We start from the raw sequence: 18,295 nt of genomic DNA, 5'->3' as shown, positions 1-18,295 counted from the left end.
TGATGAGAAACTCCGGAAATGGTTTCGTTGATCATCCACCTCGTCCTCGGATTCGCCACGCTGGCCGTGATCGTCAAGGCGAACCCCGCGATCTTCGCGCGCTACTCCTCGGGACCTCGAGTCACCAAGCTCGAGTTGTTCTACTACGTGGCGGGCGTCGCGTCGGTCATCCTCGGCTACTACTTCAACAACCAGTTCGTCGCCGAGTACGCCCCGCACGGCGGGTTGCACAACTTCGTCTGGGGGCCGGGCAGTTGGTCGGAGTTCATTGCGCTGGGCTATGACAATCCGGCCGCCAGCTCGGCCAGCCAGGACTACACGATCATGAGCCTGTTGTTGTTCCCGGCCTGGTTGCTGGTGGACGGCCGCAGGCGCGGTGTGAAGCACGCGTGGCTGTATCTGGGCTTCATCCTGTTCGCGAGTTCGGCATTCGCGTGGGCGTTCTACCTCGCGACGATCGAGCGCCAGCACCGGCATCAGCAGACCCTCGCGGAGGTCAAGTCGCCCGCCTGACGCCTCAAGCGGCCGTACAGTGCGTGCATGATCACCGACGCGCTGCGCCAACGCCGACTCGACGTGATCCGTGTGCACATGGACACCGAGGTCACCAAGGAGTTCGACGCCACCCTCGCGACCTTCAAGAACGAGTCCGGCGGACGTCCCCACTACGAGATCATGGCCACCGGCCAGGTTTTCGACGGCGACGACGAGGTGATGGCCTACTACCGCAGCACGCGCACCGCGTTCCCGGATCAGCGTCACGACAACGTCCGGTTCCACGTCGCGGACGACTCGGTGATCGTCGAATTCGACTTGCTGGGAACCAATCTCGGCGAGTTCTACGGATTGCCACCAACGGGTAAGGCGTTCCGGGTGCCGGTGGCCGCGGTGTTCTTCTTCGACGACGACCGCATCGTCAACGAGCGCATCTACTTCGACTCCGCGAGCCTGGTGTCGCAGATCGGCCGCACGGAGCTGCTCACCGGAGGCGCTTCGTGAAGGTGCACCACCTCAACTGCGGGTCGATGCATCCATGGGGTGTGCCCGTCCTCGTCTGCCATGTACTGCTCATCGAGACCGACAACGGTCTCGTGCTTGTCGACAGCGGGTACGGGTTGGCGGACTGCGACGAACCGGCGCGCCGGACCGGCCCCACCCGTCGCTTCTTCCGGCCGTTCTTCGACCGAGACGAGACCGCGGTCCGGCAGGTGGAGCGGTTGGGTTTCCACCGCGAGGACGTCCGCCACATCGTGGTCACGCATTTCGACGTCGACCACATCGGCGGACTCTCCGATTTTCCCGACGCCGAAATCCACTGCACCGCGGCCGAAGTGCTCGGCGCGATGCATCCGCCCACGCGGGCCGAACGCTTCCGGTTCCGCTCGGCCCAGTGGGAACACGGACCCAAGATCGTCGAGCACACCGCCGACGGCGAGAAGTGGCGCGGGTTCGCGGCGGCCAAGGAACTGACCGAGGTGTCTCCGGGCATTGCGCTGATCTCGCTGCCCGGCCACACCCGCGGGCACGCCTGCGTCGCGGTCGACGCGGGCCACCGGTGGCTTCTGCACTGCGGTGACGCCTTCTACCATCCCGACACCATCGGCGGCCCATCACGGATTCCGCCGGTGCTGGGCGCGTTCGAGAAGGTTGCCGCGTTCGACCTGAAACAGGTGCGCGAGAACCATTCTCGGCTCACCGAGTTGTATGGCCGTGGCGAGCCCGACCTGTTGCTGTTGTGCGCGCACGATCCGGGTCTGCTGAAGTATGCGCAGGAGACCGCTTAGCTGTTGGCGGCGCGCTTGCGCAGAAAGGTCTCCACGCGCTCGAGCGCGTCGAAGTAGCGCGACGGTGCGATCCGCGCGAGGGCGTCGAACATGTAGGCGTCCGGTCCGACGAGGATTCGGGCCTTGCCCGCCTCCACACCCCGGTGAATGATCTCCGCGGCCTTGTCGGGCTGGGTTCGCGTCATCGCGGCGAACTCCTTGGCCACCTGTTCCTTGGTCGGTCCACCCGGCTCCTCACGGAAGCGCCCGTTGCGCACGATGTTGGTGTTCACACCGCCGGGGTGCACGTTGACGGCGGACACACCGGTCCCCCGCAACTCCTGGCGTAACGAGTCGGTGAACCCGCGAACAGCGAATTTCGCCGAACAGTAAGCGCTTTGGCCGGGCATGCCGACGAGGCCGAAGACGCTGGAGGTGTTGACGATCACGCCCTCGTCCTGTTCGACGAGGATCGGCAGGAAGGCCCTGGTGCCGTTCACCACGCCGTGGAAGTTGATGTTCCACAACCAGTCGTCGTCCTCGACAACGGCGTCGAGCACGGTGGAGCCGAGCGCTACGCCGGCGTTGTTGAACACGGCTCCGATCGGCCGCGGCGCCCACTCGCGCACTTCGGCGGCGAAGTCGCGCTGTGCATCGGCATCGCTGACATCGAGCACCCGCAGCAGCGCCGGACCCCGCAGCGACGCCTCTGTCTCCTTGAGTCCCTGTTCGTTGACGTCGGCGATGGCCACCGGGCAGCTGTATGACGAAAGCCGCTGCGCCAGTGCGCGTCCGATACCGGATGCCGCTCCAGTGATGACCGCGGTCCTGCCGCTGATGACTCTGCGCTGCTTGCTCACACGGACTCCTTCGTTGTCGAGCGCTCGGGGGCGATCGCCCGTTGCGTATCACTTGTGTCGCGGGCTCGGGACCGCCGGAAGACGACGGCGCGACCACCGCGTGCGGGGGCGGTGGCCACCCCGCGTGAGTGACGCCCCTCCCCCGTCTCGGTGGTGGTGCCGAACTCGAACTCCCGCAGCAGGGTTCGCAGCGTCACGTTCAACTCCATGTTCGCGAACGCGGCGCCGATGCAGCGACGAATTCCGCCACCGTAGGGGATCCAGGTGTAGGTGTCGGGGTTAGTTCCCAGGAACCGGTCGGGGTTGAACGTGCCGGGATCGGTGAAGTGGCGCGGGGACTGGTGCGCCATCCCGATGCTGGCGATGACGGTGTGCCCCTCCGGGACGACCCACTCTCTCAATCGAAGCCGCGCGCGGGTCACTCGGATCGTCGCCTCAACCACCGGGCGAACCCGTTGCACCTCCCACACCGTGGCCTGCGTCAACTCGCTTCCCCCGGCGTCGATCTCAGCGGTGAGCCGTGACAGCAGTCGGGGATGCCTGCGCAACCGCTCGATCGCCCACGCCAGCGTCGTCGCCGTCGTCTCGTGCCCGGCCGCCAGCAGGGTGAGCAGTTCGTCGGCGATGTGGGCGTCGGCGATCGGCGAGCCGTCCTCGTAGCGGGCCGCCAACAGCAGGGCCAGGATGTCGCTGCGGTCCGCGAGGGCGGTGTCCGCGCGCGCCTCGGCGATCAGGGTGGCGACGATGTCGTCGTAGCGTCGCCGCGACCGCTGGACGCGGCCCCACGGGCTCCACGGACCGAGGTCGCGCCGCAAGGCCTTGGGCAGCACCGCCAGCCGCGACGCCAGTGGAACCATTGGCGGCAGCAGGTCGCGCAGTTCGTCCAATGCGCCGCCCTCCGCGCCGAACACGGTGCGCAGGATCGCGTTCAAGGTGATGCGCATCATCGGCTGCAGCGTCTCGAACTCGCGGCCCTCGGGCCACGTGGCGATCTCGCGCATCACCTCCTGTTCGACGATCGCCTCGTATCCGGCCATCCGCTTGCCGTGGAACGGTGGCACGAGCAGCTTGCGGCGTTCGCGGTGCGCCGCGCCGTCGAGGCTGAAGGTCGACCCGGGTCCGAGCACGGCACCGAGGTTCGAGGCCCGGGCCACGAGGTCGCCGTTCGTCGTGAACAACTCCCTGATGAGGTCCCGGTCGCTGATCACGATCGCATCGCCGAAGATGGGAAGTTCAACGCTGAACGCGCCGCCGTACCTGCGGCCGACCGCCGTCAGGGCGCGGTGCCGGCCGGCGAGGAATCCAAGCCCGACCGCCGCCTTCGGCAGCCGGGGCCCGGGCGGGAGCCGCACGGGGTCGGTCGTCACTTCGGCCATGCGCCGCCTTCCTGGTACACCGAGGTACCGATGTACGGTACGCGCAGGTACCGCAGAAGACAAGGGTGGCCGGGCGGCACACTCCCCGCGCGTGTCCCGGTCCGGAGACGATGGACTCGCGCCGATTCTAAGTGTCTCTCCGCCGTTGACCTCGTGGGACGCTTCGGTCGTATCCGTTTCCTCCGTGTAAACACCGGCGCCCGTGGACATTTCACCGCCGCCCCGAAACGCCCGTCCTCCGAGAAGAAAGTCACGAGATTGACCGCCACCATCAACGCCCCGTCGCGACCGACTCCCCTTGAGCCGGTCGAACTCGATCCCACGCAATTCCCGCCGACCAACGTCGGCTCCATCCCGCCACTGGCCAAGCAGTGGCAGAAGCTCGACTTCCGCGAGATCCTGAGCCGGCCGGCCGCCTTCCTGTCCGTGAGCCAGTCCAATTCGCTCTACAAGCCGGGCGGCGTGCAATACGCCGAAGGCCACGCGTTGCGCGGAAGCCTCGAGGCCACGGTGAAGACGGTCAAGGCGGCACGCAGGGCGCCGAACTTCGTGTCGTTCAACTGGATCGGCTTCTCGGTGTTCCGGCAGGACTATCCGCAGACCGACTTCGACCGCGTCCAGTACGAGAGCTGGACCGGCCACATCGACGCGACGCCCGAGCAGATCGCCTGGGACAACGCGCTTGTCGACGAGTTGCGCGACCTTGTCGAGCCGGGTGACAACGAGCTCTACGAGAAGGCGCTGCAGACCGCGTTCGTCGGCACGGACCTGCCGGGCGCGCTGATTCGGCAGAAGGTCGAGGTCGTCGTCATCACCGGCATCCACCTCGACTGGTGCATCGAGGGCAACGCCCGGGCGGCGCGCGACCACGGGTTGCTGCCGATTATCGTCGGCGACGCGACCGGCGCCGTGCGCCCCGACCAGGAACCGGCGGCCTTTCAGCGCATCAACGACTTCTTCGCGCCGGTGATCACGTCGGACCAGTTCGTGGAGTGGGTGAGCCGCTGATGGGAAACGTCGGTTTGCTGCTCGTCGGCGTCGTCCTGTTCGTCAACGGCCTCGTCTCCATCGGGGTCGTCAAGCCCAGAAGCGCCGCGCCGCTCAACCTTTTCGTCGGGTCGGCGCAGGTCATCCTGCCCACGCTGATCCTGGTCCAGGCGGGCGGCGACGCCGGCATCGTGAACGGGACCTGGCCGAGCCTGCTGTTCGGATTCACCTATCTGTGGTTCGGGCTCATCCAGATCTACGATCTGGAGCCGCAGGGGTTCGGTTGGTACAGCGTGTTTGTCGCCGCGATCGCGGCGGTCTACGCCGTCAAGAACATCGGCACCGACCCGGTCTTCGCGGTCATCTGGGCCACCTGGGCGACCATGTGGACGCTGTTCTTCGTGTTGCTCGGCCTCGGGATCACCCGAGTTCGGTCCTTCGACCTCGGCCACTTCACGGGCTGGGTGCTGATCCTGCTCGGGATCCCGACATGTACGGTGCCCGCGATCTTCCTGTTGAACGGGGTCTGGACGGACTCGCCGGTGGCCGGTGTCGCGGCGCTGGCCGTTCTGGCGCTGGCTGCGGGTCTGTCGGCAGCCCTGGCGAGGCGGACCGCGGGGACGGACGAAACCGTTCCGGCTGCCGGTCCGGCCCCGGTCGAGGTCGTGCCCGCCGAGGAGAAGGTAAACGTGCCACAACCCGTGTGAGCGCGGCGGCGTGATGTCGGAAAACCGGCGGCTTCGGGGAACCGGAGCCGCCGGTCGCGTGCTGCGGGGAGAGGGGCGTCAACGCGACGACGTCTTGGTGGCCAGGGCCGGGATCGAACCGGCGACCTTCCGCTTTTCAGGCGGACGCTCGTACCAACTGAGCTACCTGGCCCGGAAGGCACCGGTCGGGCGTAACCCAGATGCCTCGCCGCAATGGCGACCCTGACGGGACTTGAACCCGCGACCTCCGCCGTGACAGGGCGGCGCGCTAACCAACTGCGCCACAGGGCCTTGCTGTGCGTCCCATCGTACGGGTCGCTGCGTGTACCCCCTACGGGATTCGAACCCGCGCTACCGCCTTGAAAGGGCGGCGTCCTAGGCCGCTAGACGAAGGGGGCCAGCCGAATCTCTCCGGGGTACTCGCAACGCGATGACGTTGGGAGCTTCAGTAGCTTAGGGTACCGGCACCCGAATCCTCAAACGAGGTCGCCCAACGGCACCCAGTATTCTGTGCAGCGCGCCCCTATAGCTCAGTTGGTAGAGCTACGGACTTTTAATCCGCAGGTCCCAGGTTCGAGCCCTGGTGGGGGCACTGAGGTAAGTTCCCGCCATGACACGCCACCGTGTCCGCGTACTCACCATCCTGGCGGCACTGGTGGCCGCGGCGGGCGTCGTCGTCATCGCCGCAACGCCGATCGCGTCCAATGCCTGGTTCGCCGTGACGGAGCCGGCGTATGTCATTCCCGCGGAATCGTCGCCGTGGCGCTTCACGCCCATCCAGATGAACGACGGTTCGGGCGACTGGTGGGTCTACGGTCAGGACGACCGCAACTACTACTACTTCACCGGCTCGGGTGAACCGCCCTATGTCGTGTTCCCCAAGGCACAGGCGACCGACTGCCGCGGGTTCCGGCGCGACGATCACCGCACCTGGTGTCGGTGATAGGACGTCGAATCACACCTGCGGGCAATAGAACTGGGGCTGCCCGCGGTACTCGACCGGCGGCAGGTTGCGTGCCGGCGTCTCGACCAGCGGCGCGTCGGCGGGCAGTCGACCCGTCGCGCGATCCATCGCCGAGCGCTTGCGCGGGTGCATCAGCCACCGCTTCGGCAACACCTTGGTGGCGAACGTGACGACATCGCAGAAGCGCCTGTGCAGCCACTCCTGCCGCGGTGACCAGGTGTAGCCCATCAGCTCCCGCACCGGCGGGTCATAGAGCGCGACGGTCATGAACGTCAGGAAGCGCTGCATCACCTTCAAGTTCAACCGCCACAACGGATCCGGGATCCACTCCAGCGAGGGGTGCTTGGGCATGGTCGAAAGGTCCATCACCTCGCGGGCAGCCCAGTTGTTCTCCAAGACGTTGCGGCACATGTGATCCCAGTACTCCTGGAATTCCTCCCACGTCTTGGGCACCGGACGCATGCTCATCCCGTACATCCGGTACCAAGTGATGTGCTCGTCGAACAGCTGGCGCTTCTGGTCCCCGGTCAGCCCGCCGCCGAACTTCTCGGCCGCCAGCAGGGTCGACTTGAAGAAGGTCGCGTGGGCCCAGTAGAAGACGTCGGGATTCAGCGCGCTGTATCGCCGGCCGCGCTCGTCGGTGCCCTTGATGCCGATGTGGTAATCACGCACCTCCGCACCCGTCTTCGGTGCGCGCTCACCATCGAAGACCACCCCGCCGATGGGGTAGATCGAGCGCAGCAGCCGCGGGATGCGCTCCATGAAGAAGATCGAGTGCTCCTTGACGGCGGCACCCAGTTGCGGGTGCATGTTCTGCATCGATCCGGCCCACGTGCCCTGGAACAGGCCGGTCCACTGGCCGAAGTACCTCCACGTCAGCGAGTCGGGCCCAAGCGGCAGGGGCGGCGCATCGTATCCGCCGGACGTCACCGGACAGCCGGCAGCCATTCCGGACCCCATCGCCTGCCCGGCGGGCGCGTGGTGCTCCCAGGACACGGGGCATGATTCCGACGTATCTTGAGTCACTGGTGTACTTCCGTCCGGCTGGATCAGATTCTGACTACGGGCGTTGTCATGCCGAGCTTAGGAGGGTTGTGCCGTCAGGTCAAAGACGGGGCCGATGGTCCGGCGTGCCGCTGCAAGACCGTCAGGTGCTCCGCCGCGACGAACTCATCGCCGCGGGTGTAGGGCTTCTCGGCGCCGCCGGGGGCCCGTCTCTCACCGTCCGCGCCGTTTGCCGGGCGGCCGGGTTGACCGAGCGCTACTTCTACGAAAGCTTCGCCGATCGCGACGAGTTCGTCCGCGCGGTCTACGACGACGTGTGCGCCAAAGCGATGGAGACGCTGTCTTCTGCGCAGACACCACGCGACGCGGTCGAACGATTCGTGGCCCTGATGGTCGACGACCCGACGCGGGGCAGGGTCTTGCTGCTCGCGCCGACCAGCGAGCCGGTGCTGACGCGCTCGGGCGCCGAATGGATGCCCAGCTTCATTGAGTTGCTGCACCGCAAGCTCACCCGCGTCACCGATCCGGATCGGGCGGCGATGGCGGCCACCGGCTTGATCGGCGCCCTGACCGCGTTGTTCATCGCTTACCTCGAGGGCAGGCTGACCGTGACGCGCGAGCACTTCATCGACTACTGCGTCGAGATGCTGCTCGGCCGGGTCTCGAGCTACTAGACGGCCCTACTCGTCGGGCGTGACCGGCGCTTCCAGCTCTTCGAGTTCCTGGTTCTCGGCTTCCTCTTCGGCCTTCGACTTGGCCGCACGGCCGAGCGGATTGGCAACCGACGCACCGGGATTGGTCGCCGTCGCGTAACCGCCCGCACAGTTCAGCGCGAGATGGACCTGGCTGCCGGAGGCGTCGATGCGCAGAAACGACGCGTCCCAGGCGTTGGTGACGATGCAGTCGCCCTGGTCGAGCTTGTCCCCCACTCGGGCGGCCACCACCGCCGTGCCACCCTCCTCCTCGATGGCCGACGCCGCATCGGAGTACGTCTGTCCGACGACGTCGGGAGCGGCCGTCGCCTTCGGGGTAGTCAACAGCGCTGTAGTCAACAGCGCCGCGCTCAACAGCATCGTCGACACCGCAATGCCGACCCCCAACACTCGCATTCGCATGCTCTGCTCGCCTCCGTGAGTGTGCTCCGGGGCGGGTGCGGCGTGCGGCCGTCCACCCCCGGTGCGGATTCCAGGCAACCCTCACGGGGTGATGTGAACGCAGCGAGGCCGCGGCGTTGACGCCGAGTGAAAAACGTTGCGGGTTGTGAAGACTGCGTTACTCGTCGGGCGTGACCGGGCTTTCCAGTTCTTGCTGTTCCTCGGTCGCGGCTTCCTCTTCGGCCTTGGACTTGGCCGCACGCCCGAGCGGATTGGCAACCGACGCACCGGGATTGGTGGCGGTCGCGTACTCGCCGGCGCAGTTCAGCGCGACGGACATCTCACTCGAGTCGGCCTGATCGATGCGTAGGAAGGACGAGTCCCAGATGTTGGTGACGATGCAGTCGCCGAGGTCGAGCTTGTCGCCGACCCGAGAGGCGACAACCGCCTTGCCCCCGGCGTTCTCGATCTGCTCCTGGGCGTCGGAGTACTTCATTCCCACAACACTCGGAGCGGCGGAGGCGGCGCCCGAACCCAGGAGGACGGCCGACGCCGCCGCGACGCTCATCGCCGACATGCAGCCGATCGTGATGACCTTCTTCACGTGCCCCAACCTCCGTGTCCGGGCGATGACCGCCGTGTAAACGCTGGCCGCAGTCTATTGCGGTTCGATATACACCGCCACCGGAAGAAGGCGCGAAGGTCTGGGCGCCGAAAGCTCAGTTGTCCGGCGTCACAGGAGCGGTCAGCTCCTGCTCCTCCAGAGTGGCCGCTTCGCGGGCGGCCTTGGCCTCTCGGCGTTGCTGTTCGGCCTTGGCGTCGCGCCCCACCGGGCTCATCGCCGAGTTGCCCGGCACCCCGGGCGCGGCCAGCGCGCCGTTGCAATTCAGCGCGACCATCACATCGCTGTTGGCGATCGGGCGACCACGTGAGTTGGGCCGGCGCACCGCCGCATCCCATGCGTTCGTCACCAGGCAGTCACCTTCGTCGGCGCTGCTGCCCACCCGAGTCGCGACAACGGCGTTACCGCCGTATTGCTCGATGATTCTCTTGGCGTCTTTATAAGGGCGGTCGACAACGTCGGGGACGGCGCCCGCCTGACCCGCGCCGATGAGCGCGGCACCCGCAGCCACCGCCGCGGCGGTTGCGCCTACCGATAAATGGCGAAACGTGCACAACGCCCGTCCTCCGAGTCTCCAGTGATGCCGAATTCCGGGCGTGGGAGTTTGCCCGACGGGATACTACAACGACAGGTGCGTCTGATGGGGCGGTTGTGACACGGTTGCCGGAACTTGAATGTCACCGGGGTACACAGATATATTGAGTGCAACCAACGGGTACAGATATCTAACTGGGTGGGGCTCTCGCACGCGAGAAGGAGTAAGGATCAATGCACGAGAACTTGACTGACCTACATCTGCTGCATGAGCTCGAGCCTGTCGTTGAGAAGTACCTCAACCGGCACCTGACGATGCGCAAGGACTGGAACCCGCACGACTACATTCCGTGGTCGGACGGCAAGAACTACTACGCGCTGGGCGGCGAGGACTGGCATCCCGAGCAGTCGCAGCTTTCCGAGGTCGCGCAGGTGGCGATGATCCAGAACCTGCTGACCGAGGACAACCTGCCGTCCTATCACCGCGAGATCGCGATGAACATGGGCATGGACGGCGCGTGGGGCCAGTGGGTCAACCGGTGGACCGCCGAGGAGAACCGGCATGGCATCGCGCTGCGCGACTACCTCGTCGTGACCCGTGCGGTCGATCCCGTTCAGCTCGAGCAGCTGCGCATCGAGCAGGTCACCCGCGGTTTCTCGCCCGGCCAGAACCAGCAGGGCGACCTTTTCGCCGAGAGCCTCTTCGACTCGGTCATCTACGTGACCTTCCAGGAGCTGGCCACCCGCGTTTCGCACCGCAACACGGGTAAGGCGTGCAACGAGACCATCGCCGACCAGCTGCTCGCGCGGGTCTCGGCCGATGAGAACCTGCACATGATCTTCTACCGCGACGTCAGCGAGGCCGGCTTCGAGATCGCGCCCGACCAGGCGATGCACTCGCTGCACCGCGTGCTGCGCAACTTCAAGATGCCCGGGTACACGGTTCCGGAGTTCCGCCGCAAGGCCGTGATCATCGCCGTCGGCGGCGTCTACGATCCCCGGATCCACCTCGATGACGTGGTGATGCCGGTGCTGAAGAAGTGGCGGATCTTCGAACGCGAAGACTTCACCGGCGAGGCCGCGCGCATGCGCGACGACCTCGGCGTGCTGGTCGAGGAGCTCGAGGAGGCCTCGCAGAAGTTCGAGGAATCCAAGCAGCGTCGCCTCGAGCGCGAGGCGCGCAAGGCCGAGAAGGCTTCCGCGAAGAAGGTCTTGGCCTCCTCGACGTCATGACGGTTCTGGCCGACAGGCGCGAGCTGCTGATCGGCCCGATACGGCTCCGCAGCCCCGTCGTACTGGCGCCGATGGCCGGCGTGACCAACGTCGCGTTCCGCACCCTGTGCCGCGAACTCGAGATGGCGCGGGCGGGCACGGTCAGCGGGCTCTACGTCTGCGAGATGGTCACCGCGCGGGCGCTCGTGGAGCGTCATCCGGGGACCATGCACATGGTGACGTTCGCGCCCGACGAGAACCCGCGCTCGCTACAGCTGTACTCGGTCGATCCACAGAACACCTATGCCGCGGCGAAGATGATCGTCGACGAGGGGCTCGCCGACCACATCGACATGAACTTCGGCTGCCCAGTGCCCAAGGTGACGCGGCGCGGCGGGGGCGCTGCTCTGCCGTACAAGCGCCGATTGTTCGGCCAGATCGTCGCCGCGGCGGTACGGGCCACCGAGGGCACGGACATCCCCGTGACGGTGAAGTTCCGCATCGGCATCGATGACGAGCACCGCACCCACCTCGACGCCGGCCGGATCGCCGCCGAGGAAGGCGCCGCGGCCGTCGCCCTGCACGCCCGGACCGCGGCCCAGCGCTACTCCGGCACGGCCGACTGGGAGCAGATCGCGGCGCTCAAGGCGCATGTGACGAACGTGCCCGTGCTGGGCAACGGTGACATTTTCGAAGCCTCCGATGCGTTGGCGATGATGTCGGCCACCGGGTGCGACGGCGTGGTCATCGGCCGCGGCTGCCTCGGCCGACCTTGGTTGTTCGCCGAACTGTCGGCGGCGTTCACCGGGAGCCCCGCGCCGGAGCCGCCCACGCTCGGCGAGGTGGCGTCGATCATCCTGCGCCACGGCGAGCTGCTGGCCGCGCATTTCGGCGAGGACAAGGGCATGCGCGACATCCGCAAGCACGTGGCCTGGTATCTGCACGGATTCCCCGCCGGCGCCGACTTGCGGCGGTCGTTAGCGCTGGTCAAGTCCCTCACCGAGCTCGAGGAGCTGCTCGGCAGGCTCGACGCGGATGTACCGTTTCCCGAGGCCGCAACGGGTCCGCGTGGCCGCCAGGGCTCGGCGGCGTCGGTCGCGCTGCCGGAGGCCTGGTTGGCCGACCCGGACGACTGCACGGTGCCGGCGGGTGCCGAGGTCATGCACTCCGGAGGTTAGGCCGTCTATCAGCCGTCTCCCAGTCGTCTCCGTCCTGAGACGACTCTGACATCACATCTCTCAGGATGTCTCAGTACGATATGAGTCTCGTTTGCAATGCGCTCCCGTCGCGGAGTCACCGAGGTGCCGTAGCAATGGCGCGCGGCGCCGTGTTCGCCCCTGAGCTGCACGTGTTGAGAGTCGGAGGCCGGTAGGAACATGAGTGACGGCGATAACGCCACTCCTGGCCCTTCCGACCCCGCAGGTGGGGACGACAACCGCTGGCTGACCCGCAGCCAGCGCCGTGCGCCGGGAGCGGCGCCGTGGGAGCGTGCGGAGTTCCCTCGCCGATCCGCCGAACCCGAGCCGTCGGACCCGGCGGAGGCCGAGCCAACCGGTAACCACACCGACGGCGTCACCGTCGCCGACCTGATCGCCAAACTGCACGGCGACACCGCGGTGCCCCCGCAGCCGCGTCGACGGCGCCGCCGCGAGCCCGAGCCCGCAGAGCCGGAGCCGCCCGCGCCGCCCACGGAGATCATCGCGGCGGTGCCGGACGAACCACCGGTGCCGGACGAACCACCGTTCTCCGACGAGCCGGCGGTTCCTGACGACGCGGCGTTCGACGAACCAGAGTTCCCGGACGAGCCGGAGATCCCCGCCGGCAGCGCGGCCAACGACTTCGACACCGAGGTGCTGCCGGTCGCGCACGCCGATGCGGAGCTGCCCGACCTCGCGCTCATTCGCAGGCCGAGCCGAGTGCCCGCCGCACACTCGACGGCCGTGCGCAAGGCTGCCCCCTCACGGCGCCGTCGGCGCAGAACGCTGATCGCCGGGCGCGCGGTCGCGGCGTTGATCGCCGTGTTGGCGCTCGCACTGACCGGCGGGGCCTGGCAGTGGCAGTCGGCCAAGAACAACATGCTGAACCGGATCTCGGCGCTGGACCCCGATTCCCGCGACATCCTCGACCCCAACGCGCAGTTCGGTGACGAGAACTTCCTGATCGTCGGCGTCGACAGCCGCATCGGCGAGAACAGCGACATGGGCGCGGGCACCACCGACGACGCCGCGGGCGCGCGGTCGGACACAGTGATGCTGGTCAACATCCCCGCGAACCGCGAACGCGTTGTCGCCGTGTCGTTTCCGCGTGACCTCGCCATCGAGCCGATGAAGTGCGAACCGTGGGACCCGCAGACCGGCAACTACGGCCCGATCACCGATCCCGATTCGCCGATGTACGGCGCCGACGAGGTCTACACCGAGTACAAGCTGAACTCGGCCTACGCGGTCGGCGGCCCCAAGTGCCTGGTCAAGGTCATCCAGAAGATGTCCGGGCTGTCGATAAACCGGTTCATGGCAGTCGATTTCGCCGGTTTCTCGAAAATGGTCGATGCCCTCGGCGGCGTCGAGGTGTGCAGCACCACACCGCTGGAGGATTACGAACTCGGCACGGTGCTGCCCCAGGCTGGCCGCCAGATCGTCGACGGGCACACCGCACTTCAGTATGTGCGCGCCCGTCAGGTGACCACCGAGACCAACGGCGACTACGGCCGCATCAAGCGCCAGCAGCTGTTCTTGTCGTCGCTGCTGCGGTCGATGATCTCCAAGGAGGTCTTCTTCTCGCTGTCGAAGCTCAACAACGTGGTCAACATGTTCATCAACGACAGCTACGTCGACAACATGGACACCAAGGATCTGGTGACGTTGGGTCAGTCGGTCCAGGGCATCGCGGCGGGACGGATCACATTCCTGACGGTGCCGACGACGGGCTACATGGACGAGTACGGCAACGAGCACCTCCGCGAGGACGACACCCGGGCGATCTTCGACGCGATCATCAACGACGATCCGCTGCCCGAGGAGAAGAACGCCGACAACACCCCCGTGCCCGGCACACCCGAGTCGTCGACCAACGCCGAGCCCGAGTCGGCCGCGCCGACCCACGATTCGGCACCCTCGGGTGAGCTCGTGGACGCGATCACCACCGACCCCGCCGACATCACGGTCCAGGTCTCGAACTCCACCGGTGAGGACGGTCTCGCCGCGACCGCGGCCAGCGAACTGCAGACCCACGGCTTCAACGTCACGTCGCCCGATGATTACCCGGGCCCGCTCGATTCGACGACGGTGTTCTTCTCGCCCGGCAACGAAGAGGCGGCCGCGACGGTGGCCTCCTCCTTCGCCAACGCCAAGATCGAGCGCATCTCGGGCATGGGCGACACCGTCCGCGTCGTCTTGGGCAGCGACTTCCACAACGTGACGCCTCCTGAGCCGAGCGGTTCCCCGGTCCAGGTGCACGTCGTGCGCGGCACCAAGAGCACGCCGACCGAACTCCCGGAGGATCTGTCGGTGACCAACGCCGCCGACGTCACCTGCGAGTAGACGCGCCGAGCGCAGCGTTTGGGCAGGTGAGGTTCACCTTTCGTTCACCGCTCGCTTCATGCCCTTTCGGTGACGATGCCCGTAGGGTGGAAGTATGCGTACTGCGTACCACGAGCAGCTGGAGGCCTTGACCAACCAGCTCGGCGAGATGTGCGGGCTGGCCGGCGCGGCGATGGAGCGAGCGACCCAGGCCCTGCTGCAGGCCGATCTGGTGTTGGCCGAACAGGTCATCACCGACCACGAACAGATCGCCGCGATGAGCGCCAGGGCCGAGGAGGCGGCGTTTGTCCTGCTCGCGCTGCAGGCGCCGGTGGCGGGCGACCTGCGGGCGATCGTCGGTTCGATCCAGATCGTCGCCGACGTCGACAGGATGGGCGCGCTTGCGCTGCACGTCGCCAAGATCGCGCGACGCCGCCATCCGCAGCACGCGCTTCCCGAAGAGGTGAACGGATACTTCGCCGAAATGGGCCGTCTCGCAGTGGAGCTCGGTAACAGCGCGCAGGAGGTGCTGGTGACCCGAGATCCCGAGCAGGCCGCCAGGATCGGCGAAGAAGACGACGCGATGGACGATCTGCATCGGCACCTGTTCACCGTCCTGATGGACCGCGAGTGGAAGCACGGCGTGGCCGCCGCGGTCGACGTGACGCTGCTCGGCCGGTTCTACGAACGCTTTGCCGACCATGCGGTCGAGGTCGCTCGCCGGGTGATCTTCCAGGTCACCGGTAAGCATCCCGCCGAGGAGGACATCCCCGCGCCGCGCTGACCCAGCGCTGACCCGGACATCCCCGACGCGGCGCTGACCCAGCGCGAGCAGACGCGAAACTGCCTCTTTTTCCGCGAAAAGGGGCAGTTTCGCGTCTGCTCGCGAGTGAAAGCCTCAGCCAAATCGGCCGGAGATGTAGTCCTCTGTGGCCTTCTGAGACGGGTTGGAGAAGATTTTCTCGGTGTCGTCGATCTCGATGAGCCGACCGGGTTTTCCCGTCGCCTCGAGGTTGAAGAACGCGGTCTGATCGCTGACCCGCGCGGCCTGCTGCATGTTGTGGGTGACGATGACGATCGTGAAGTCCTGCTTCAGGGTTGCGATCAGGTCCTCGATGGCCAGCGTGGAGATCGGGTCGAGCGCGGAGCACGGCTCGTCCATCAGCAGCACGTCGGGTTGTACCGCGATCGCGCGGGCGATGCAGAGGCGCTGTTGCTGACCGCCGGAAAGGCCGCCGCCGGGTTTGTCCAGCCGGTCCTTGACCTCCTTCCACAGGTTGGCGCCGCGCAGCGAGCGTTCGGCCACCTCGTCGAGCGTCTTTTTGTTGCGCACACCCTGCAGCTTGAGGCCGGCGACCACGTTGTCGCGAATCGACATGGTGGGGAACGGATTCGGACGCTGGAAGACCATGCCGATGGTCTTGCGCACGCCGACGGGGTCGACCCCCGCACCGTAGATGTCTTCACCGTCGAGCAACACCGAACCCTCGACACGCGCGCCCGGAATGACCTCGTGCATGCGGTTGAGCGTCCGCAGCACCGTGGACTTCCCGCAGCCTGACGGACCGATGAAGGCGGTCACGTTGCGGGGCGGAACCGCCAGCGATACATCGGCCACGGCGTGGAACGCCCCGTAGAAGATGTTGACGTCCTTGAGATCCAAGCGCTTGGCCATCGAAAGCTCCTAAACCTTCTTGGGGGCGAAGATCTTCGCGAGGAACCGCGCCCCGACGTTGAGCACGGCGATCAGCAGGATCAGGGTCAGTGCGGCGCCCCACAGCCGGTCGGTGGGAACGGGATTCGCGCCCGCACCCGCCGAGGTCTGGTCGTACATCATGCCCGGCAGCGAACCCATGAAGCCGTCGAACATGTCGAAGTTCATCGCCTGCGAGTAGCCGACCAGGACCAGCAGCGGCGCCGTCTCGCCCATGACCCGGGCCAACGCCAGCATGATCCCGGTGACGATGCCGGACAGCGCCGTCGGGATCACAATGCGGACAATGGTTTTCCACTTCGGCACTCCGAGCGCATAGCTGGCCTCCCGCAGATCCATCGGGACGATGCGCAGCATCTCCTCGGTGGCGCGCACGATGACCGGGATCATCAGCAGCACCAGGGCCAGCGACACCGCGAAGCCCGACCGTGGGAAGCCGAACGTCGCCACCCACAGGGCGTAGATGAACAGCGCCGCGACGATCGACGGTACGCCGGTGAGGATGTCGACCATGAACGTCGTGATCTTGCCGAAACGCGTTCCGCCGCCGTACTCGACGAGGTAGATCCCGACGAACACCCCGATCGGTATCGAGATCGCCGCACACACCAGGCCCTGCAGCAGGGTTCCCACGATCGCGTGGTACGCACCGCCGCCGGCCGCAAAGGCTGTCATACCCGCTTGTGAGTGCCAGAACCACTGCGGCGAAGTCAGGGCCTGAAATCCCTTGGCGACCACCGAGTACAGCACCCACAACAACGGCACCAGCGCGACGAGGACGCTGAGCGTGACCAGAACCGTCGCGAGTTTGTCGGCCACCTTGCGCCGAAGGCTCACCCCTTGGAAGGTGGTCGCCTTGACGGGGCGGTCCAGCGTCGACGTCATTTCTGCGCCTTCCCGGCCACCGCGGCACGCGCCAACGAGTTCACCACGAACGTCAGCACGAACAGCACCAGGCCGGCCGCGATGTAGGCGCCCGCCTTGTACTGGTCGTTGAATTCGCTTGCCGTAGCGGCAATCAGGCTGGCGAACGTATAACCGCCGTCGAACAGCGACCATCCGAACGCCTGCTGCGTTCCCCGCAGGATGATCAGCAGTGCGATCGTCTCACCCAGCGCACGGCCGAGGCCGAGCATGGCGCCGCTGATGTAGCCGGACATTCCGAACGGCAGCACGGTCGTACGCACCACCTCCCAGCGGGTGGCGCCCAGTGCGAGTGCCGCCTCCACCTGGCCTCGCGGTGTCTGTACGAACACCTCGCGGGTGACGGCGGTGATGATCGGAAGGATCATGACGGCAAGCACGATTCCCGCGGTGAAGATCGTGCCGCCACCCGACACCGAGGCCGTTCCCGTCTTGAACAGGAAAAGCCAGCCGAGATTCTCGTTCAGCCACAACGCAATCGGCTTCAGTACCGGGGCGAGGACGTACAGTCCCCACACGCCGTAGATGATCGACGGGACGGCGGCCAGCAGGTCCACCATGTAGCCCAGCGGTCCGGCGACCCGTCGCGGCGCATATTGCGTCAGAAAGATCGCGATGCCAAGCGCCACAGGCATCGCCAGAATGAGCGCGAAGATCGACACGAACACGGTCACCTGCAGCAGGTCGAGGATGCCGAAATGCATCGCCGACGTGTCGGTGGTTTTCCACGTGCCGCCGTAGAGGAAGAAGTTCTCCTGGTTGCGCGCCAGCGCCGGGATCGCGCGCCACAGCAGAAACGCCCCGATCGCCGCGATCAGGGCGACGATGAAGGCACCCGAACCCTGCGCCAACCCGCGGAAGATGCGGTCGCCGACACGCTCTTTGGCGTTCCTCGACGGGTCGGTGGAGATCGGCGTCGGCTCGGGAAAGGGGTAAGCGAGCGCTTCACCCGATCCCGCGTCGGACGGATTGGGGATTGTCACTTCGCGCCTATCGGTCATCGGTCCCAGGACCC

The 18,295-nt window shown here is 66.6% G+C and carries 20 protein-coding genes and 4 tRNA genes; 12 read left to right on the top strand and 12 right to left on the bottom strand.

The window, feature by feature from the left end:
- The first annotated feature begins 18 nt into the window (after positions 1 to 18).
- The 3 genes from A5752_RS01465 to A5752_RS01455 are packed head-to-tail and all read left to right on the top strand — an operon-like array spanning position 19 to position 1,784.
- Positions 19 to 513: a DUF2834 domain-containing protein gene (locus A5752_RS01465; RefSeq protein ID WP_067080902.1), complete on the top strand. Its 495-nt coding sequence runs from the start codon at positions 19 to 21 to the stop codon at positions 511 to 513.
- Positions 514 to 540: 27 nt separating this feature from the next.
- A complete protein-coding gene (locus A5752_RS01460; protein WP_067080899.1) occupies positions 541 to 999 on the top strand; it encodes an ester cyclase in 459 nt (152 codons plus the stop codon).
- A complete protein-coding gene (locus A5752_RS01455; protein WP_067080896.1) occupies positions 996 to 1,784 on the top strand; it encodes an MBL fold metallo-hydrolase in 789 nt (262 codons plus the stop codon). The genes A5752_RS01460 and A5752_RS01455 overlap by 4 nt, the downstream gene beginning before the upstream one ends.
- Here A5752_RS01455 and A5752_RS01450 read toward each other — a convergent pair.
- On the bottom strand, positions 1,781 to 2,623 hold the full coding sequence (locus A5752_RS01450; RefSeq protein WP_067080894.1) for an SDR family NAD(P)-dependent oxidoreductase: 843 nt from the start codon (positions 2,621 to 2,623) through the stop codon (positions 1,781 to 1,783). The genes A5752_RS01455 and A5752_RS01450 overlap by 4 nt on opposite strands.
- Positions 2,620 to 3,999 (bottom strand): cytochrome P450, encoded by a 1,380-nt coding sequence (locus tag A5752_RS01445; RefSeq protein ID WP_067080891.1) that lies wholly within the window; start codon positions 3,997 to 3,999, stop codon positions 2,620 to 2,622. Before A5752_RS01445 ends, A5752_RS01450 begins: the two co-directional genes overlap by 4 nt.
- A gap of 258 nt (positions 4,000 to 4,257) precedes the next feature.
- On the opposite strand from A5752_RS01445, the gene A5752_RS01440 reads away from it, so the two are divergent.
- Complete coding sequence (locus A5752_RS01440) at positions 4,258 to 5,007, top strand: cysteine hydrolase family protein (protein WP_067080887.1); 750 nt, start codon at positions 4,258 to 4,260, stop codon at positions 5,005 to 5,007.
- Entirely contained in the window at positions 5,007 to 5,693 is a 687-nt protein-coding gene (locus A5752_RS01435) for an AmiS/UreI family transporter (protein ID WP_067081012.1), read from the top strand. The genes A5752_RS01440 and A5752_RS01435 overlap by 1 nt, the downstream gene beginning before the upstream one ends.
- Before the next feature lie 95 nt (positions 5,694 to 5,788).
- Here the strand turns inward: A5752_RS01435 and A5752_RS01430 are convergent.
- The 3 genes from A5752_RS01430 to A5752_RS01420 all read right to left on the bottom strand — a co-directional run bounded on the left by A5752_RS01430 (position 5,789) and on the right by A5752_RS01420 (position 6,091).
- Positions 5,789 to 5,865 (bottom strand) — tRNA-Phe (locus A5752_RS01430).
- Positions 5,866 to 5,907: 42 nt separating this feature from the next.
- Positions 5,908 to 5,984 (bottom strand) — tRNA-Asp (locus A5752_RS01425).
- 34 nt (positions 5,985 to 6,018) lie between these two features.
- Positions 6,019 to 6,091, bottom strand: a tRNA-Glu gene (locus tag A5752_RS01420).
- Between the two features lie 121 nt (positions 6,092 to 6,212).
- Between A5752_RS01420 and A5752_RS01415 the strand changes: the two genes are divergently transcribed.
- Both A5752_RS01415 and A5752_RS01410 read left to right on the top strand, forming a co-directional pair.
- A tRNA-Lys gene (locus A5752_RS01415) sits at positions 6,213 to 6,285 on the top strand.
- Between the two features lie 18 nt (positions 6,286 to 6,303).
- Positions 6,304 to 6,636, top strand: a complete 333-nt coding sequence (locus A5752_RS01410; RefSeq protein ID WP_067080884.1) for a hypothetical protein — start codon at positions 6,304 to 6,306, stop codon at positions 6,634 to 6,636.
- 12 nt (positions 6,637 to 6,648) lie between these two features.
- On the opposite strand, the gene A5752_RS01405 is transcribed toward A5752_RS01410, so the two are convergent.
- Positions 6,649 to 7,683, bottom strand: coding sequence for an oxygenase MpaB family protein (locus A5752_RS01405; RefSeq protein ID WP_067080881.1), 1,035 nt, complete (start codon positions 7,681 to 7,683; stop codon positions 6,649 to 6,651).
- A 68-nt stretch (positions 7,684 to 7,751) separates the two neighbouring features.
- Here A5752_RS01405 and A5752_RS01400 point away from each other — a divergent pair, with 68 nt between their 5' ends.
- Positions 7,752 to 8,336, top strand: a complete 585-nt coding sequence (locus A5752_RS01400; protein WP_067080878.1) for a TetR/AcrR family transcriptional regulator — start codon at positions 7,752 to 7,754, stop codon at positions 8,334 to 8,336.
- A gap of 6 nt (positions 8,337 to 8,342) precedes the next feature.
- Here the strand turns inward: A5752_RS01400 and A5752_RS01395 are convergent, their stop codons facing one another.
- The 3 genes from A5752_RS01395 to A5752_RS01385 all read right to left on the bottom strand — a co-directional run bounded on the left by A5752_RS01395 (position 8,343) and on the right by A5752_RS01385 (position 9,889).
- Positions 8,343 to 8,777, bottom strand: coding sequence for a PASTA domain-containing protein (locus A5752_RS01395; protein ID WP_156613506.1), 435 nt, complete (start codon positions 8,775 to 8,777; stop codon positions 8,343 to 8,345).
- A gap of 157 nt (positions 8,778 to 8,934) precedes the next feature.
- A complete protein-coding gene (locus tag A5752_RS01390) occupies positions 8,935 to 9,360 on the bottom strand; it encodes a PASTA domain-containing protein (protein ID WP_231983295.1) in 426 nt (141 codons plus the stop codon).
- Between the two features lie 115 nt (positions 9,361 to 9,475).
- Complete coding sequence (locus A5752_RS01385; protein WP_231983294.1) at positions 9,476 to 9,889, bottom strand: PASTA domain-containing protein; 414 nt, start codon at positions 9,887 to 9,889, stop codon at positions 9,476 to 9,478.
- A 257-nt stretch (positions 9,890 to 10,146) separates the two neighbouring features.
- Between A5752_RS01385 and A5752_RS01380 the strand changes: the two genes are divergently transcribed.
- The 4 genes from A5752_RS01380 to phoU all read left to right on the top strand — a co-directional run bounded on the left by A5752_RS01380 (position 10,147) and on the right by phoU (position 15,426).
- Positions 10,147 to 11,145, top strand: a complete 999-nt coding sequence (locus tag A5752_RS01380; protein WP_067080869.1) for an acyl-ACP desaturase — start codon at positions 10,147 to 10,149, stop codon at positions 11,143 to 11,145.
- Positions 11,142 to 12,302, top strand: a complete 1,161-nt coding sequence (gene dusB, locus A5752_RS01375; protein WP_082963690.1) for a tRNA dihydrouridine synthase DusB — start codon at positions 11,142 to 11,144, stop codon at positions 12,300 to 12,302. Before A5752_RS01380 ends, dusB begins: the two co-directional genes overlap by 4 nt.
- A 198-nt stretch (positions 12,303 to 12,500) precedes the next feature.
- On the top strand, positions 12,501 to 14,663 hold the full coding sequence (locus A5752_RS01370; RefSeq protein ID WP_067080850.1) for an LCP family protein: 2,163 nt from the start codon (positions 12,501 to 12,503) through the stop codon (positions 14,661 to 14,663).
- A gap of 94 nt (positions 14,664 to 14,757) precedes the next feature.
- Complete coding sequence (phoU, locus tag A5752_RS01365; protein WP_067080847.1) at positions 14,758 to 15,426, top strand: phosphate signaling complex protein PhoU; 669 nt, start codon at positions 14,758 to 14,760, stop codon at positions 15,424 to 15,426.
- Between the two features lie 114 nt (positions 15,427 to 15,540).
- On the opposite strand, the gene pstB is transcribed toward phoU, so the two are convergent.
- The 3 genes from pstB to pstC are packed head-to-tail and all read right to left on the bottom strand — an operon-like array spanning position 15,541 to position 18,281.
- Positions 15,541 to 16,317, bottom strand: a complete 777-nt coding sequence (pstB, locus tag A5752_RS01360; RefSeq protein ID WP_067080844.1) for a phosphate ABC transporter ATP-binding protein PstB — start codon at positions 16,315 to 16,317, stop codon at positions 15,541 to 15,543.
- 9 nt (positions 16,318 to 16,326) lie between these two features.
- Entirely contained in the window at positions 16,327 to 17,241 is a 915-nt protein-coding gene (gene pstA / locus A5752_RS01355) for a phosphate ABC transporter permease PstA (protein ID WP_067080841.1), read from the bottom strand.
- Entirely contained in the window at positions 17,238 to 18,281 is a 1,044-nt protein-coding gene (pstC, locus tag A5752_RS01350; protein WP_067080838.1) for a phosphate ABC transporter permease subunit PstC, read from the bottom strand. Before pstC ends, pstA begins: the two co-directional genes overlap by 4 nt.
- Positions 18,282 to 18,295: the final 14 nt, after the last annotated feature.

Source organism: Mycobacterium sp. 852002-51961_SCH5331710 (assembly GCF_001665535.1).
Classification (GTDB): domain Bacteria; phylum Actinomycetota; class Actinomycetes; order Mycobacteriales; family Mycobacteriaceae; genus Mycobacterium.
The sequence above is the reverse complement of the archived record's forward strand: the minus strand, read 5'-3'. Positions and strand labels throughout refer to the sequence as shown.

What these genes read in the sequence shown, in the direction of transcription:
- A5752_RS01465 (WP_067080902.1), top strand. Translation starts at nt 19, where the DNA reads ATGGTTTCGTTGATCATCCACCTCGTCCTCGGATTCGCCACGCTGGCC.
- A5752_RS01460 (WP_067080899.1), top strand. Translation starts at nt 541, where the DNA reads ATGATCACCGACGCGCTGCGCCAACGCCGACTCGACGTGATCCGTGTG.
- A5752_RS01445 (WP_067080891.1), bottom strand. Translation starts at nt 3,999, where the DNA reads ATGGCCGAAGTGACGACCGACCCCGTGCGGCTCCCGCCCGGGCCCCGG.
- A5752_RS01435 (WP_067081012.1), top strand. Translation starts at nt 5,007, where the DNA reads ATGGGAAACGTCGGTTTGCTGCTCGTCGGCGTCGTCCTGTTCGTCAAC.
- A5752_RS01410 (WP_067080884.1), top strand. Translation starts at nt 6,304, where the DNA reads ATGACACGCCACCGTGTCCGCGTACTCACCATCCTGGCGGCACTGGTG.
- A5752_RS01395 (WP_156613506.1), bottom strand. Translation starts at nt 8,777, where the DNA reads ATGCGAATGCGAGTGTTGGGGGTCGGCATTGCGGTGTCGACGATGCTG.
- A5752_RS01380 (WP_067080869.1), top strand. Translation starts at nt 10,147, where the DNA reads ATGCACGAGAACTTGACTGACCTACATCTGCTGCATGAGCTCGAGCCT.
- dusB (WP_082963690.1), top strand. Translation starts at nt 11,142, where the DNA reads ATGACGGTTCTGGCCGACAGGCGCGAGCTGCTGATCGGCCCGATACGG.
- A5752_RS01370 (WP_067080850.1), top strand. Translation starts at nt 12,501, where the DNA reads ATGAGTGACGGCGATAACGCCACTCCTGGCCCTTCCGACCCCGCAGGT.
- phoU (WP_067080847.1), top strand. Translation starts at nt 14,758, where the DNA reads ATGCGTACTGCGTACCACGAGCAGCTGGAGGCCTTGACCAACCAGCTC.
- pstB (WP_067080844.1), bottom strand. Translation starts at nt 16,317, where the DNA reads ATGGCCAAGCGCTTGGATCTCAAGGACGTCAACATCTTCTACGGGGCG.
- pstA (WP_067080841.1), bottom strand. Translation starts at nt 17,241, where the DNA reads ATGACGTCGACGCTGGACCGCCCCGTCAAGGCGACCACCTTCCAAGGG.
- pstC (WP_067080838.1), bottom strand. Translation starts at nt 18,281, where the DNA reads ATGACCGATAGGCGCGAAGTGACAATCCCCAATCCGTCCGACGCGGGA.